This is a genomic window from Cyanobium sp. LEGE 06113 (assembly GCF_015207615.1).
The window spans coordinates 478,710-494,158 of the sequence record NZ_JADEWM010000001.1 but is presented as its reverse complement, the minus strand read 5'-3'; the positions used below and the strand labels follow the sequence as shown (position 1 = coordinate 494,158).

11 protein-coding genes and 1 pseudogene are annotated in these 15,449 nt (G+C 65.8%); 9 read left to right on the top strand and 3 right to left on the bottom strand.

Going from position 1 to position 15,449, the window contains the following annotated elements:
- Positions 1–8: 8 nt before the first annotated feature.
- Positions 9–1,220, top strand: coding sequence for a sodium:proton antiporter (locus IQ220_RS02510; protein ID WP_193912975.1), 1,212 nt, complete (start codon positions 9–11; stop codon positions 1,218–1,220).
- A 36-nt stretch (positions 1,221–1,256) separates the two neighbouring features.
- Here IQ220_RS02510 and argS read toward each other — a convergent pair.
- The 3 genes and pseudogenes from argS to IQ220_RS02495 form a co-directional block, all read right to left on the bottom strand.
- A pseudogene (gene argS / locus IQ220_RS02505) lies at positions 1,257–3,090 on the bottom strand (arginine--tRNA ligase).
- 517 nt (positions 3,091–3,607) lie between these two features.
- Positions 3,608–5,059 (bottom strand): iron uptake porin, encoded by a 1,452-nt coding sequence (locus IQ220_RS02500; protein WP_193912977.1) that lies wholly within the window; start codon positions 5,057–5,059, stop codon positions 3,608–3,610.
- Positions 5,060–5,172: 113 nt separating this feature from the next.
- Positions 5,173–5,643 (bottom strand): histidine phosphatase family protein, encoded by a 471-nt coding sequence (locus tag IQ220_RS02495; RefSeq protein ID WP_370566304.1) that lies wholly within the window; start codon positions 5,641–5,643, stop codon positions 5,173–5,175.
- A 614-nt stretch (positions 5,644–6,257) separates the two neighbouring features.
- Here IQ220_RS02495 and IQ220_RS15490 point away from each other — a divergent pair.
- The 8 genes from IQ220_RS15490 (at position 6,258) to IQ220_RS02455 (ending at position 15,433) form a co-directional block, all read left to right on the top strand.
- Positions 6,258–6,938 carry a ferrous iron transport protein A gene (locus IQ220_RS15490; protein WP_370566315.1) on the top strand — a complete coding sequence of 227 codons (681 nt, stop codon included), beginning with the start codon at positions 6,258–6,260 and terminating at the stop codon, positions 6,936–6,938.
- Entirely contained in the window at positions 6,931–9,312 is a 2,382-nt protein-coding gene (gene feoB / locus IQ220_RS02485) for a Fe(2+) transporter permease subunit FeoB (RefSeq protein WP_193912979.1), read from the top strand. Before IQ220_RS15490 ends, feoB begins: the two co-directional genes overlap by 8 nt.
- 12 nt (positions 9,313–9,324) lie before the next feature.
- On the top strand, positions 9,325–9,594 hold the full coding sequence (locus tag IQ220_RS16335) for a FeoC-like transcriptional regulator (protein WP_193912981.1): 270 nt from the start codon (positions 9,325–9,327) through the stop codon (positions 9,592–9,594).
- A gap of 314 nt (positions 9,595–9,908) precedes the next feature.
- Positions 9,909–11,459, top strand: coding sequence for a glucosylglycerol-phosphate synthase (gene ggpS / locus IQ220_RS02475; protein WP_228008799.1), 1,551 nt, complete (start codon positions 9,909–9,911; stop codon positions 11,457–11,459).
- Positions 11,460–11,506: 47 nt separating this feature from the next.
- Positions 11,507–12,748: an ABC transporter substrate-binding protein gene (locus tag IQ220_RS02470; RefSeq protein WP_228008800.1), complete on the top strand. Its 1,242-nt coding sequence runs from the start codon at positions 11,507–11,509 to the stop codon at positions 12,746–12,748.
- Positions 12,745–13,614 (top strand): carbohydrate ABC transporter permease, encoded by an 870-nt coding sequence (locus IQ220_RS02465; RefSeq protein WP_186698069.1) that lies wholly within the window; start codon positions 12,745–12,747, stop codon positions 13,612–13,614. Before IQ220_RS02470 ends, IQ220_RS02465 begins: the two co-directional genes overlap by 4 nt.
- Complete coding sequence (locus IQ220_RS02460; RefSeq protein ID WP_193912983.1) at positions 13,611–14,447, top strand: carbohydrate ABC transporter permease; 837 nt, start codon at positions 13,611–13,613, stop codon at positions 14,445–14,447. The genes IQ220_RS02465 and IQ220_RS02460 overlap by 4 nt, the downstream gene beginning before the upstream one ends.
- Positions 14,444–15,433 carry an ABC transporter ATP-binding protein gene (locus IQ220_RS02455; protein WP_193912985.1) on the top strand — a complete coding sequence of 330 codons (990 nt, stop codon included), beginning with the start codon at positions 14,444–14,446 and terminating at the stop codon, positions 15,431–15,433. The genes IQ220_RS02460 and IQ220_RS02455 overlap by 4 nt, the downstream gene beginning before the upstream one ends.
- Positions 15,434–15,449 lie beyond the last annotated feature (16 nt).

Sequence of the window (15,449 nt, the reverse complement as noted above, 5' to 3'; positions counted from 1 at the left end):
CCTTCCCCATGCTCACAATCGAAACGGTTGAGCTTCTGCTGCTTGTGGCGACCGTGGTGGCCATGCTGGCCCGCCGCTGGCGCCTGCCCTACAGCGTGGGTCTGGTGCTGGGGGGCATCCTGCTGGCCTGGCTGCCCTTCGCTCCTGATATCGCCCTGACGCGGGAGCTGATCTTCAATGCCTTCCTGCCGCCCCTGATCTTCGAGGCGGCGATCTGCATCGCCTGGCCCGCCCTGCGCAAGGACCTGCCGGTGGTGCTCACCCTGGCCACCCTGGGGGTGGTGGTGTCCGCCGGCGTCACCACCCTGGGCATGCACTACCTGGCCCACTGGAGCTGGCAGGCGGCCCTGCTGTTCGGTGTGCTGATCTCGGCCACGGATCCGGTGTCGGTGATCGCCACCTTCAAGGAGGCCGGGGTGCATGGCCGCCTGCGGGAGCTGGTGGAGGCGGAGAGCCTGCTCAACGACAGCACCGCCGCTGTGGGTTTCGCCATTGCGATCGCCTTCGCCACCGGCGCCACGATCACGCCCCTGGGCACCGTCCAGTTTCTGGCACTCACGATCGTGGGTGGGGTGGCCTGTGGCGCCGCCGTGGCCGCGGCCCTGCTCGCCCTGGCCGGCCGCACCGAGGACCCCTTGGTGGAGATCACCTTCACCACGGTGGCGGCCTACGGCTCCTTTCTGCTGGCGGAGCAACTGGAGGTGTCGGGGGTGCTGGCCACCCTCACCGCCGGCATCATGCTGGGCAACCTCGGCCCCCTGGGCGCCATCTCCCCCAAAGGCCGCGAAGCGGTGGAATCCTTCTGGGAGTACGCCGCCTTCGTGGTGAATTCGCTGATCTTCCTGCTGATGGGAATGCTGGAGGCCCACCAGAATTTCTCCCGGGTGCTGCTGCCGATCGGCATCGCCATTGGCCTGGTGCTGGCCGGCCGGGCCCTCTCCACCTATGGCTGCTGCGTTCTGTTCGGTTCGTCGTCGCTGCGGGTGAAGGCCAACCACCAGCACGTGCTCTTCTGGGGCGGCCTGCGCGGTGCCCTCGCCCTGGCGCTCGCCCTGGGCTTGCCCACCAGCCTTCCCTACCGCGACGCCGTGGTGACAACGGCCTTTGCGGTTGTGGCCTTCTCGGTGATCGTGCAGGGTCTGTCGATCACGCCGCTGATGCGGGGGCTTGGGGAGATCGCGCCTGCACCGTCCGGCAGTCCTGTCGAGTCCTCGGGCTGAGCTGAGCGGTCCTGTGCGGCGCCGCCCCCCTTGCGCTCACATCCGCTCCAGGGTCGGAATGCCCAGCAGCCCCATGCCCAGCTTCAGGGTGGCGGCGGTGAGCTGGCAGAGGGCCAGGCGCGAGGCGCGGGCCGGCTCAGGTGCCTTGAGCACGGGCACCTGGTCGTAGAAGCGGTTGAACACCTGGCTGAGCTCGAACAGGTAACTGCACAGGCGGTTGGGCAGCAGCTCCTCCTCCACCTCCACGATCACGCCATCGAGCTTGAGCAGCTCCCGCACCAGGGCCCATTCCTGCGGTTCGCTGAAGCTCAGCGCGCTGGGTGCCTCCGGGGCTGGATCCCCGGAACCGGCCGCCGCCCCATCGCCCCCCTTGCGGGCGATGCCGGCGATGCGCACCACGGAATAGAGCAGGTAGGGGGCCGTGTTGCCCTGCAGCGCCAGCATGCGATCGAAGCTGAACTGATAGTTGGTGCTGCGGTTCTGGCTGAGATCGGCGTACTTCACCGCCGCCAGGCCCACGGTGGTGGCCACCTGCTCGATGAAGGCCTCGTCTTCGCTGCGCTCTTCTTCGCTTAGGCGGCGGCGCAGGTCAGCCTCGGCCCGCTCCACGGCCTCATCCAGCAGGTCGCGCAGGCGCACGGTGTCGCCGGCACGGGTCTTCAGCTTCTTGCCGTCGTCGCCCTGCACCAGCCCGAAGCACATGCTCCAGGCGTGCCCCGGCCGGGATCCAGCCGGCCCTCTCGGCCACCTGGAACACCCCCGCAAAGTGGGCCGCCTGGCCCGCATCGGTCACGTAGATCACCCGCCGGGCGCCATCCCCCTCCGGCGGCGCCGCGAAGCGGTAGCGGATCGCGGCCAGGTCGGTGGTGGCGTAGTTGAAGCCGCCGTCGCGCTTCTGCACGATCACCGGCAGGGGCTTGCCGTCTTTTCCACTCACGCCTTCGAGGAACACACAGCGGGCGCCGTCGTCGGTCACCAGCAGGCCACAGGCCTCCAGATCGGCCACCACCGCCCCCAGATAGCGGTTGTAGAACGACTCACCCCGCTCGCTCAGGTCGATGGCGAGGCGGTCGTAGAGCTTCTGAAACTCGCGGCGGCTCTGGTCGCACAGCAGCCCCCAGGCCTTCAGCGACACCGGATCGCCCCCCTGCAGCTTCACCACCTCCTCGCGGGAGCTGGCCTGGAAGGCGCCATCGGCATCGAAGCGGGCCTTGGCCTGGCGGTAGAAGGCCACCAGATCGCCCAGGTCCACCGCGTCGGCGGTGCTGAGGGCCTCCGGCGCCACCTGCTTGAGATGGGTGATCAGCATGCCGAACTGGGTGCCCCAGTCGCCCACGTGGTTGAGCCGCAGCACCGGATGGCCGCGAAACTCCAGCAGCCGGGCCAGGGAGTCGCCGATGATCGTGGAGCGCAGGTGCCCCACGTGCATCTCCTTGGCGATGTTGGGGCTGGAGAAGTCCACGATCACCGGCGCCGGCGCTATAGAGCCGGGCTCCCGCACGCTCGGCACCCCCAGGCGCGGATCGTCGAGGCGGTGCGCCAGCTCGGCCGCCAGCCGCTCCGGCCGCAGGGTGAGGTTGATGAAGCCTGGGCCGGCAATCTGGGGCTCCAGGCAGAGCTCCGTGAAGCTGGGGTCGGTGCCGAGCTCAGCCACAAGTGCGCTGGCGATGGCGCGGGGCGCCTGGCCCAGCGGCTTGGCCAGGGCCAGGGCGCCATTGGCCTGGAAATCGCCGAATTCAGGCTTGCTGGCCGCCCCCAGCTGGGGATCCAGGCGGCCTCCGCCCTGCCGCGCCACCGCCGCCTGATCGGGAAACGCCCGCTCCAGGGCCGCCGTGAGCTGGGCTTCAAGGGCGTGGGCGATGCGCAGCATGGGTGGCAGGGGCGGCCGGTGTGCCGGGGTGGAACAACAATCCGGCTCCGATCATCCCCCTCCGCCTTCCGTCGCTGGCCCCCCTGCCCCCGGGCTGCAGGGCCATGTCACATCGGGCACGCCGTCGGCTGCCCTGGGTCACCTCTGATTCACGCTTTCTTCCTGGGTCGCAGCGGTCGATGGCGCTAGGGGTGGGGAGCAGCACTCACTTCCACTGGTGTGCCTGCGCTTCGGCCTGATTGGAGAGTGATCTGTTGCCCGATCCCCATCGTTTCACTGGCCACGCTGCCCCAGGTGGTTGGCGTCGGGGTCAGCGCTGGTTCCTGCTCTGGAACGGTGACGCCGGGGCAGATCCCGCTGGGGCGCAGGCCAGGCCCCAGGCCTCGGGCGAAGCCGCAGGTTGCAGACCGGCGTGGCGGCCAGGCCTGAGCTTCAGCGTTGCCTCCTTGCTGAAAAAGCGCCGAAACTCCAGAGAGTCTCAGCGCCAGAGATCGTTATCAAACGGGCTGAATCAGCCTTAGAAGGAGAACGTGGTTTTCAACATGCCACCAAAGGTGTCATCCGTGCCGGTGTTCTCGATGTAGAAAAAGGCGGGAGTCACCGCGATGTTGTCCGTGACCTGCCAGTTGTACCAGAGCTCGTAGGCCAGGTTGTCGTTCCCATCGCCCCCATCAACCCAGAGGCTGTTGCTGCAGGTTCCCACCGTGCCGCACTTGCCCCCATCCACCACTCCCACACTGCCGAGGGCCATGCCGAGGCTGTTGCCCTTGATGAACATGTCATCCCAGGTGAGGCCCACCATCCAGCTCCAAGCCTCATCGTTGGAGCGGCGGTCGATGTCCGACCAGCCAAAACCGGCGCTGATCGAAGGTACCCAGCCAGCTTCCTTCGGCTGCCAGTAGCCGCTCACGGCCACGTTATTGCTGGCGCTGGTGGGGAAGAGCTCGAACGGATCGTAGTCAGAGTAGGTATAGGCAATGGCACCGCCCCAGTTCTCTCCGATGTAGCCCCCCTGTGCGGTCACGATAAAGTCCCGCCCGGCGCCGACGGTTGAGTCGGAGGCTGCACCGATGTCAGACACGTAGGCCATGGTAAAAGCCCATCCTTCCTTCTGCCACTGCAGGCCGGCTCCGGCACCCTGGGTCTTGTTGTAGGTGGCCTGGGCGCCGGCGTAGTTGAAGATGTCGAGGCCCATGTCCACTGGATAGGCGGTGGGCCAGAGCACGATGTCGTCCTGGGCGACGTTGGCACCCACGGTGGCGATGAAGTTCTCACCGATGGGAAACTGATAGAAGAGGCGATCGATGAACACAGAGTCGGCGGAGTCCTCCTCACCGAAGCTGATGCCCAGGGCGGTGTTGCCGTTGCCGAACACCGAGCTGCCGAAGTTACCTGCCCGCAGGGTGGTGCGCAGCAGGTCCTTCCCGGAGAAGCTGGTGTCGAAGCTGAGCTGAACGTCGTAGTTGGCGGTGATGTTGTCACCAAAACCGGTGTTCCCGGCGCCACCCAGCACCATGGTGGCCTGACCGCTGAGCTTGGTGGTGGTGGAGAACTGGCTGGCCTCCAGCTCACCCACCTTGGCCTCAAGGCCGTCGACGCGGCCCTTGAGGATGGCCAGCTCCTTCTCGAACTCGGCCATCAGGCGCTTGAGCTCGTCGGTCACCTCGGTGACGCGGTCAAGGCAGGCGTTCAGCAGCGCAGCGGCTTCAAAACGGGTCATGGCCCGCTGGCCGCGGTAGGTGCCGTCGGGATACCCGGCGACGCAGCCGTAGCGCTCAATCAGGTTGGAGAGAGCCTGGTAGGCCCAATCCGTGGGTTGCACGTCCGAGAACTGGGAGATGCTGGTCACCTGCTCCTGGGAGGCGTACCGGTCAACGCCGTCGAAGTTGAGCTCGGCAGCCGTGGCGGCCACAGGGGCCAGCAGTCCAAGTGCTGCGGGGGCAACCAGCAGTTGCTGGAACAGGTGCATGGGTTCCTCACACGAAAAGGAAAGGTAAGCGTAGTAACGATTCTCATTCTCAACACAGTGGTCTGTGCCGGTGGGCCTTCTGGCTGGTTGGGTCAAGCGGGCTGTCGTCAGGCTCAGAGTTGCGCCCATTCCCCTGGCAGTACATTGGCCACGAGAGTGAATCCGCCTCGGCCATCCGGCTTGATCACATAGGCGATGCCTTGGGGATCTGGATAGATGCCAGTTGCCGATTCAAAAATGTCGTCATGGCCAACAATCACTGTGTTGCTGCCGCGTTCTGGAAGTTCAGTCAGTAAGGGAGTGACGTTCTTCTTCATCAAAGCAACCAAGTCATCGGTGTACTCCTCGTAGGGAAGAAAATTCAGACGTGAATCCTTCTTGTCATACCTTCCAAAGGCCAGGTTCGCCGTCTGCCAGGAGCGACAGTACTCGCTGGAGATCACTCTGCTCACGGGAATGCCCTTGGTCGTGAAGGCGGCACCAATATCTCTGGCATCCTGAATGCCCTGCTGGCTCAACTGACGCTGGGTCGAGCACTCGCCCAGGCTCATGTTGGGATCGGCTTGATCGGCATAGTCTTTCACCGTTTGAGCGTGGCGGAAATAGATGACATAGCTCCCTGTTTCAGGGCTGATAGCAGCGCTTTGCCACTAATTCGATCTTGAAAGTCTGCGTTGGCCTGTTCACCAGGGGACAGCGCCTGAGCCAAGCGAAGTGGGGCAATGGTCTGGCCCCCTGTGCGCGTTGAGACGCGTTCAGATTCACTCACTGCAGTCCATGCAGGCTGATGGGCAGCCGACACTCCGATGATGCCCAAGGCAAGAGACAGGACTAGTCGGGACATGAAGCAAGACCTCTTTAGAACGGAACTAGAAGCGACTTGTTCAATGGAATCATGCTTGTCAGATCTCATCACCCATCCACAGATAAATGTTAGACGTTGGAGCACAGGCCAAGGAGCGCCAATCCGCGTCTGAACCCTATGGGATCAAGGAAGAAGCCGATGGCTTGTGCATCACTCCTGCAAGTGCTGATTGTTACAGGCTGGACACACTGAGTGCGCTCTTGATCGGTCAGGGTGACATTTCATACGTTTACGGGTGTCATGACCGATGCCATCTGCAGTCGAAATGGCTAAACAAGGTGTGTGGTTCAGGAGTAGAGGTCTGCATTGACCTGGCCAGATATCGGCAAAGGTGTGGCTGCCCTGCGGCGGTGGAGGTCCTGGCCCGGGCTCTGGCGCTCCGCCGCGGCGTACGTGAAACCAGGCGATCCAGCCAACCCATCCAGACTCGATGCGTCGTCGTTTCTGCTTGCTGAGGCTTGCCTGGAGGAACCACTCTGGGTTGTGGAGGTGAGCGCCCAGGCAGAACTCAGGGACAGGTTGATCAGCATGGGCCTGCATCGGGGTTGCCCACTGCGGGTGGTGATGCGCGCTGCCCGCGACTCCCATCTGGTGGCGGTCGCCAATGCCCGCCTGGCCCTGGATGGGGCGATGAGCCGAGCCATCCGGGTACGCCGCTCAGCCATCCAGATCGCCCCGGACGCGCCGTCAAGCTCCATTCCATCGCTCGCTTCATCCATGGACATGTCACCCCAGGGACCCACGCAGCAGTCCGGCTCAGCGCACCCGGTGGATCAGGTGCAGCTGCAGACCCTCCCCGCAGGCAGCCGCGGCCGTGTTCAGGGGTATCGGCAGGGATCGAGAAGTTACCGCCAGAAACTTCTGGCCATGGGTCTCACTCCTGGAACCGAGTTTGAAGTCACTCGCCATGCCCCGATGGGCGATCCGGTGGAATTGAAAGTGCGGGGATTCTCACTCATGCTGCGTAAGCATGAAGCTGACATGTTGATCGTTACGGTGTTACGCCATGCCTGAAGCCATCATCGCCCTTTGTGGCAATCCGAATTGTGGCAAGACAACCCTGTTCAACGAGCTGACTGGCACCAATCAGAGGGTTGGCAATTGGCCCGGAGTCACGGTCGAGCGCAAGGAAGGCCTGCTCGAGGTTGGTTCCATGCCGGTGCGGCTCGTGGATCTGCCTGGTATCTACTCGCTTGACCTGGCTGATTCCCACGGAGGCCTCGATGAAAAGGTGGCCAGGGATTATCTGACCTCCGGCAAGGTGAATCTGATCATTAATATTGTTGATGCCTCGAATCTGGAGCGGAATCTCTATCTCACTGCCCAGATCATGGAGATGCGTCTCCCCATGATCGTGGCCCTCAACATGATTGATGTGGCCGAAGAGGCGGGCTTCGCCACCGACAGCGTCGCCCTCTCCGAGCGGCTGGGATCCCCGGTCGTTCCGCTGGTGGCCGCAAAGGGCATCGGGGTGGAGAGCCTCCTGCATGGCGTGGAGCGTGAGCTGCAGAGCCCGACGCCACCCCGGCCCTATGTGGCCTACCCGCCAGTGGTGGAGGATGCCATCGCCGCCCTGATGCCCCAGCTCGGCTGCCTGAGCGCCGCTGTGGGCGCCGGCAGCCTCACGCCGGACCACCGCTGGCTGGCCCTCAAGCTTCTGGAGGGCGGTTCCCAGGGCGAGACCCTGCTGCAGGGCCGGCGCGAGCTGAGCCAGCAGGTGGCGAGCCATCGGCGCTGCATCCGCCAGGTTCTCCAGGACGACATCGATGTGGTCTTCGCTGACAGCCGCTACGGCTGGATCCGGCAGCTGGTCTCTGGCGTGGCCAGGCAGACCCGTCTCGTCAGCCGCAGTGTGTCAGACCGGATCGATCAGGTGGTGCTGAACCGCTGGCTGGGAATCCCCATCTTCCTGCTGGTGATGTATGCACTCTTTCTGGTGACAATCAACATCGGTGGAGCATTTATTGATTTCTTTGACATTGCAGCGGGCACCATCTTCGTGGATGGATTCGGCGCCCTGCTGGCTGCGGCTCAGATGCCTGAGTGGCTGATCCTGATCCTTGCCGGAGGTGTCGGTGCCGGCATCCAGACCGTAGCCACGTTCATACCCATCATTGGAATCCTGTTCCTTTTTCTGGCCATCCTGGAGGATTCGGGTTACATGGCCCGGGCGGCCTTCGTGATGGATCGCTTCATGCGCTTGATCGGCCTGCCAGGCAAATCATTCGTACCCATGCTGATTGGATTTGGCTGTAATGTGCCTGCCATCATGGCCACCCGTACGCTTGAAAACAGGCGCGATCGGTTGCTCACGATCATGATGAATCCCTTCATGTCCTGTGGAGCGCGACTGCCGGTCTATGCCCTATTCGCTGCGGCCTTTTTCCCTTTATCCGGTCAGAACGTGGTGTTTGGTCTTTACCTCATCGGTATTGCCATGGCCGTGCTCACCGGCCTGATCCTGAAAACCACCATCCTGCGTGGCCAGGCATCCCATTTCGTCATGGAGTTGCCGGCCTACCACATGCCCACCATCAAGGGAGTGCTGATCCGAGCCTGGGAGCGGTTGAAAAGCTTCATCATGCGGGCCGGAAAAGTGATTGTGATCATGGTGATGGTGCTCAGCATCCTCAGTTCAGTGGGTGTTGATGGCAGCTTTTCCAATGAGAACAGTGATCGATCTGTGCTCAGCAGCGTCAGCCGATCAATCACTCCTGTCTTCAGCCCTCTTGGCATCCGTCAGGAGAACTGGCCGGCCACGGTGGGAATCTTCACGGGTGTGTTTGCCAAGGAGGCCGTTGTGGGCACCCTTGATGCGCTCTATTCCACGCTTGGGGCCCAGGATGATGCGGCCCGAGGCCTCGCTCCCCAGGCCGACGACGACTTCCGCTTCTGGGATGGCCTGGCGGAGGCGGTGGCCACCATTCCAGCCAACTTGTCGGAGGTTCCCGCCATGCTGCTCGACCCCCTGGGCATCACTGTGGGTGATGTCAGCAACGTGGATGCAGCGGCCGAGGCGCAAGCGGTTGGGGTGGGAACGTTCGGCGCCATGGCCACCCGCTTCAACGGCAGGATCGGAGCTTTTGCCTACCTGATCTTTGTGCTGCTCTACTTCCCCTGTGTGGCCGCCATGGGTGCGGTCTACCGGGAAACCAACGGGGGCTGGACAGCCTTTGTCGGCCTCTGGACCACGGGTCTGGCCTACGCCGCATCCACCCTCTTCTATCAGGTGGGAACCTTTGCCAGCCATCCGCGCCTGTCCATGGGCTGGATTCTGGCCGTCATGGTGGTTGCTGCCCTCACCATTCTCGGCTTGAAGGCCATCGGCCCCCGGGCCGTGGACCCGGAGCGCGAGCGGCTGAATGATGCCTCTGCCCAAGCCCTCTGAGATCCAGATCCTGTGATTCTCAGTCTTCTCCAGAATTACTTACGAGACCATCGAGCGGCTTCGCTCACCCAGATGGAAGCCAGCCTGGGTGTACCAGCTGACGCTCTGCGAGGCATGTTGGATCTGCTGGAGCGTAAGGGCCGGGCCCAGCGCCTGCCTCGTGCGCAGCGCTGCCATGGCTGCACGCTTTGCGACGAGAAAGCATTGGAGTTCTACCGCTGGATGGGCGACACGGATGTGCCGGCTCAGAGGCCCTGTCAGCAGGAGCAGCGTCCTCAGTGAGTCTCGCTGGAGATCGCTTCTGCATCATCCTTGCCGCCCATCGATCAGCTTGATGTGACTCTGCCCAGCACACTGAGGACATCAGCGACGCACATGCGGCGATGAAAAGCGCTTGACAAAGTGGTACGCATGATCTAGTATCGAACGTTAGATTCGACTCAGCAAATCTTTTTCGGCGCGCAGCGCTGGCGACGCGATCAGGCCCTCGGCCTGCCTGGAGAACGCGCTGATCCCAGGCTCGTCCCACGCTGATCCGCCATGCGGCCCACACCCTTCAGTCCAGCGATCTCCTGTTGATGCCAGTGTCCCAAGCCATGCGTGCCACACCCAGTCCGACCACATCCAGTCCGACCACGCCCAGCACCCTTGAGCGCTCGGCTTCCAGCCAGGCCTTCGGCGGCAGCAGCTTTGTGCTGGTGTACCACCGCTCTCCTTACGACCTGAAAACCGCTGCTGATGGCAGCACTGAGTTTGTCGACCAGAAGAGCCCGAACGGCATCATTCCCACCCTCCGCAACCTGTTTCTGGAGGAACGCTCCGGCACCTGGATTTCCTGGCGCCAGGATGAAGACGCGGTCAATGCCGCTGATGAACGGCTCACCGTTCCATCGGCCAACCCGTTCACCTTGCGACGGTTGCCGCTCACCGAGAAGCAGATTTCAAGCTTCTATCATGTGACCTCGAAGGAGTCCTTCTGGCCGATTCTGCACAGCTTTCCAGGCCTTTTCAGTGTTGACAACTCAGACTGGGACACCTTCGTAGGCGTCAACCAGTCGTTTGCCCGTGCGGCCTGTGAGGAGGCGGCGGAAGGGGCCACGATCTGGGTGCACGATTACAACCTCTGGCTGGCCCCAGCCCAGATCCGGGCCCTCCGGCCCGATGTGAGGATCGCCTTTTTTCACCACACACCCTTCCCCTCCAACGACGTGTTCAGCATCCTGCCCTGGCGGGATGAAATTCTCGACAGCCTGCTCTGCTGCGACCTGGTGGGCTTCCACATTCCCCGCTACGCCGACAATTTCTCCCGCACCGCCATCAATCTGCGTGGCGCCCGCTGTGGGGATCCCGTGCCCGTGGCGGTCAAGTTCCGCCACCACGGCAGTGCCCTGGCCCAGCCCACGGTGTTGCCCTGGTTGGAGCACAACGGCCGTCGGGTGCATATCCAGGCCTCACCGGTTGGCACCTCTCCGGATGTGATTCGTGAGCTGAGAGACAGCACCGAGGTGCAGACGATGGCGACCCAGATCTCCGAGCAGCATGCCGGCCGCAAGTTGATCATCTCGGCCTCCCGGGTGGATTACACCAAGGGCAACGAAGAGATGCTGCTCTCCTATGAGCGGGTGCTGGAGCAGCAGCCCCAGTGGCACGGCCGGGTGGAGCTGTTCCTCGCCTGCGTGGCCGCCGCCAGTGGCATGCGCATCTATGAAGACATCCAGCGCTCGGTGGAGGAGATCGTGGGCCGCATCAATGGCCGCTTCGGCCGCATCGACTGGACCCCCGTGCGCCTCTCCACCCGCCGCACCCCCTACGACGAGCTGGTGGCCTGGTTCAGTCAGTCGGATGTGTGCTGGATCACGCCGCTGCGCGACGGTCTCAACCTGGTGGCGAAGGAATACGTCGCCGCCCGCCAGGGCCAGGGCGGGGTGCTCGTGCTCTCGGAATTCTCCGGAGCCTCGGTGGAACTGGAAGACGCCGTGGTCACCAACCCCTATTCCCACCGCAGCATGGACGCGGCCATCGTCGCCGCCCTGGAGATGCCCCTGGAGGAGCAGAAGCAGAGAATGGCCTCGATGTCGGAGGCGGTGGAGGAATTCACCGTGCAGCACTGGGCCGAACAGCAACTGGGCACCCTGCGCGCGATTTGAGCCTCCCCTCCAGACGCTGGCTCCTGGCCCTCGGCCTGATGCTCGGGATGGTGGTCGCCCTGGCCGGGGGCGTGGGTGGCTGGCGCAGCCTGGCCGGTGCTCAGGAGCCCACCACGGTGCGGGTGCTGATGCCCGCTCCCTTCGCCGATGCCACCGCCGAGCAGGTGGCGGCCTTCAACCGCGAGCACCGCGATCTGCGCATCGCCGTGACCCGGGGCCCCTTTGAGACTGAGTCGGTGTCGGATCTGGCCATCAGCAGCCTGCTGCTGGGGGACAGCCCCTACGACCTGCTGCTGATGGACGTCACCTGGACGGCCAAGTACGCCGCCGCCGGCTGGTTGCTGCCCCTCGACGACTGGCTCGGCGCCGAGGCCCTCGAGCCTCTCGCCCCGGGCGCCCGCGCCGGCAACCGCATCGATGGCCGCCTCTGGCGCCTGCCCCTGGTGGCCGACATGGGCCTGCTCTACTGGCGCACCGACCTGATGGACGCCCCGCCCCGCACCCCCGCCGAGCTGGTGGCCGTGTCCGAGCAGCTGCAGCGCCAAGGCCGGGTGCGCTGGGGCTACGTGTGGCAGGGCCGCCAGTACGAAGGCCTCAGCTGCGTGTTCCTGGAGGTGTTGCACGGCTTCGGCGGCGCCTGGCAGGCCGACCAGCCCGGCATGGGGTTGCTGACACCCGCCGCCGATCAGGCCGCCGCCTGGATGCGCTCCCTGATCGACACGGGCGTCAGCCCCGCCGCCGTGGCCAACTTCGCCGAACCGGAGGCCCTGCAGAGCTTCGAGGCCGGCGACGCCGCCCTGATGCGCAACTGGCCCTACGCCTGGCAGGAGCTGCAACGGCCCCAGAGCGCCGTGGCCGGCAAGGTGGGCGTCACCACCATGGTGGCCGAGCCCGGTCAGACCTCCGGCGCCACCCAGGGCAGCTGGGGGCTCTCGGTGCTGGCCGGCACGCCCCATCCCGCCGAGGCCGTGCAGGTGCTGCAGGCCCTCAGCGGCGCCGAGAGCCAGCGCCAGCTGGTGCGGCGCTGGGGCTACACCCCCACCCTCACCGCCCTGTTCGACGACCCGGAGCTGGTGCTGGAGCGCCCCCTGCTGCCCGTGCTGCAGCAGGCCCTGGAGGCCGTGGTGCTGCGTCCGATCAACCCCGGATACGCCCAGCTCAGCGACATCGTGCAGCGCCAGCTCAGTGGCGTGATCACCGGCGACACCCCGCCGGCCCAGGCGATGGACCGGGCTGGGCGAGCCAGCGAGCAGCTGCTGCAAGCGAGCGGCCAGGCGGCGCTGCGATGAGTGCGGCCCTCGCCCTGCTGCTGATCGCCCCGGCGCTGCTGCTGCTGCTGGCCGTGTTCGTGTGGCCGATCCTGGATTACGCCTGGCTGAGTCTGCAGGCCCAGTCGGTGTTCACGGGCCTGGAGCCCGTGCCGGTGGGGCTGGCCAACTGGCAGCGGCTGCTCGGCGACGGCCGCTTCTGGCAGGACGCCGCCCAGACCCTGCGCTTCGCGGTGGTGTCGGTGGGACTGGAGCTGCTGCTGGGGCTGGCCATCGCCCTGCTGCTCCATCAGCGCTGGCGGGGCCGGGGCCTGGTGCGCAGCCTCAGCCTGCTGCCCTGGGCCCTGCCCACCACCGTGATGGCCCTGGGCTGGCGCTGGATCTTCAACGACCCCAACGGGCCGATCAACGGCCTGCTGCAGACCATCGGCCTGCCGAGCCTGCCCTTCCTGGCATCGCCCCAGCTGGCCTGGCTGGCCGTGGTGCTGGCCGATGTCTGGAAAACCACTCCCTTCGTGGCCCTGCTGCTGCTGGCTGGGCTGCAGAGCATTCCGGCCGATCTCTACGAGGCCCTGGCCCTCGAGGGTGGCCGCCCCTGGCAGGCCCTGCGCTGGATCACCCTGCCGCTGCTGCGCCCCTACATCTTCATCGTGCTGCTGTTCCGCCTGGCCCAGGCCCTGGGGGTGTTCGATCTGGTGGCCGTGCTCACCGGCGGCGGCCCCGCCAGCAGCACCGAGAGCCTGGCCCTCTACGCCTACCTCAATGCCATGCGCTTTCTCGACTTCGGCTACAGCGCCACGGTGATGCTGGGCATGTTCGCCCTGCTGCTGGCCTGCGCCCTGGCCCTGGTGCTCAGCCAGCGCCGGCGGCGGGAGGGCGCGGCATGAGCCAGGCCCCTTCCCCCCGTGGCGGTCGCCTGGCCCTGGTGGCGCTGCTGCTGATCTGGAGTCTGGCGCCCATGCTCTGGCAGCTCTACACCTCCCTGCGCACCCCGGAGGCCCTGCTGGCCGGCGCAGAGGCCCTGGGCCGCGGCTGGACCCTGGCCAACTACGGCGCCGTGCTGGGCAGCGATCCCCCCTTCTGGCGCTACCTGCTCAACAGCACCGTGGTGGGGGCCCTGAGCACGCTGCTCACCCTCGCCCTCGCCATCCCCTGTGCCTATGCCCTCAGCCGCCGCGGCGGCCTGCTGCGGCTGCTGGTGGGCGGCGGTCTGCTGGCGGCGGCGGTGTTCCCCTACGTGCTGCTGTTTCTGGCCCTGCTGCAGGTGGCGCGGCAGCTGGGGCTGGCCAACAACCTGCTGGCCCTGTGCCTGCCCTACGCCGGTCTGTCGCTGCCCCTGGCCCTGCTGCTGCTGCAGGCGGCCTTTGCGGAGCTGCCGCGGGAGCTGGAGGAGAACGCCGTGCTGGAGGGCTTCAGCCTCTGGCAGCGGCTGCGCTGGATCCTGCTGCCGCTGATGGGGCCCTCGGTGGTGAGCACGGCGCTGCTGGTGTTCCTGTTCAGCTGGAACGAGTTTCCGATCGCTCTCACCTGGCTCAGCCGCAGTGAGCTGCTCACCCTGGCGCCAGCCATGGCCCGCATGGCCGGCTCGTCGGTGTTTACGGTGCCCTACGGCGCCTTCGCCGCCGCCACCGTGCTGGGCAGCGTGCCGCTGCTGGCCCTGTTGCTGCTGTTCCAGCGCCAGATCGTGGCCGGCCTCACCCAGGGAGCGATCAAGGGATGAGCAGCGCACCAGCCCCTGCCCTGCGCCTCGAAGGCCTGGAACGCCGCCTCGGCCAGCGCTCGATCCTGGCGGGCATCGACCTGCGGGTGGAGCCGGGCGAGTGTGTGGCGCTGCTGGGGCCGAGCGGCTGCGGCAAGAGCACGATCCTGCGGCTGATCGCCGGCCTCGATCAGCCCGATGGCGGCCGCATCCTGCTGGGTGAGCGCGACATCACCGCCCTGCCGGCCGGGCGGCGTCAGGTGGCCATGGTGTTCCAGAGCTATGCGCTCTACCCGCACCTGAGCGTGGCCCGCAACCTCTCCCTGGGCATGGAGCTGCGGGGGGTGCCGCGGCAGCAGCGGCAGCAGGAGATCGACCGGGTGCTGGCCATGCTGCAGCTGGAGGACCAGAGCCAGCGCCGCCCCGCCGACCTCTCGGGCGGTCAGCGCCAGCGGGTGGCCCTGGCCCGGGCCCTGCTGCGCCAGCCGCGGGTGTTCCTGCTCGATGAACCGATGAGCAACCTCGATGCCCAGCTGCGGGAGGAGTTGCGCCCCCAGCTGCGCACGATCCTCTGCGGCAGTCAGGCCCCGGTGGTGTACGTGACCCACGACCAGCAGGAGGCCATGGGCATCGCCGACCGCATCGCCGTGCTGCAGCAGGGACGCCTGCAGCAGTGCGGCACGCCCCAGGAGCTCTACGGCACGCCTGCCAACGTGGCGGTGGCGCGCTTCATCGGCCGGCCCCAGATCAACCTGCTGCCGATGCAGGACGGCCTCCTGGTGGGCATCCGCCCCGAGCACCTGTATCCAGTCACCGAGGGCGGTCTGCCGGTGCGGGTGCTCAGCCGCGAGTGGCACGGCGCCAGCCAGCAGCTCACGCTCAGCAGCCCCCACGGCGAGCTGCGCTGGACCTGCGACGGCAGCCAGCCGATCGCCAGCACGCTGCAGCTGGGCTGGGACCGGCGCCACGAACATCGCTTCCAGCAGGCCAGCGGGCTGCGCTGCTGAGGCCCGGGTGCTGGCG

Bases quoted from the DNA above. Each gene is read 5' to 3' on its own strand.
- IQ220_RS02510 (WP_193912975.1), top strand. From the start codon at position 9: ATGCTCACAATCGAAACGGTTGAGCTTCTGCTGCTTGTGGCGACCGTG.
- IQ220_RS02500 (WP_193912977.1), bottom strand. From the start codon at position 5,059: ATGCACCTGTTCCAGCAACTGCTGGTTGCCCCCGCAGCACTTGGACTG.
- feoB (WP_193912979.1), top strand. From the start codon at position 6,931: ATGCCTGAAGCCATCATCGCCCTTTGTGGCAATCCGAATTGTGGCAAG.
- ggpS (WP_228008799.1), top strand. From the start codon at position 9,909: ATGCGTGCCACACCCAGTCCGACCACATCCAGTCCGACCACGCCCAGC.
- IQ220_RS02470 (WP_228008800.1), top strand. From the start codon at position 11,507: ATGGTGGTCGCCCTGGCCGGGGGCGTGGGTGGCTGGCGCAGCCTGGCC.
- IQ220_RS02465 (WP_186698069.1), top strand. From the start codon at position 12,745: ATGAGTGCGGCCCTCGCCCTGCTGCTGATCGCCCCGGCGCTGCTGCTG.
- IQ220_RS02460 (WP_193912983.1), top strand. From the start codon at position 13,611: ATGAGCCAGGCCCCTTCCCCCCGTGGCGGTCGCCTGGCCCTGGTGGCG.
- IQ220_RS02455 (WP_193912985.1), top strand. From the start codon at position 14,444: ATGAGCAGCGCACCAGCCCCTGCCCTGCGCCTCGAAGGCCTGGAACGC.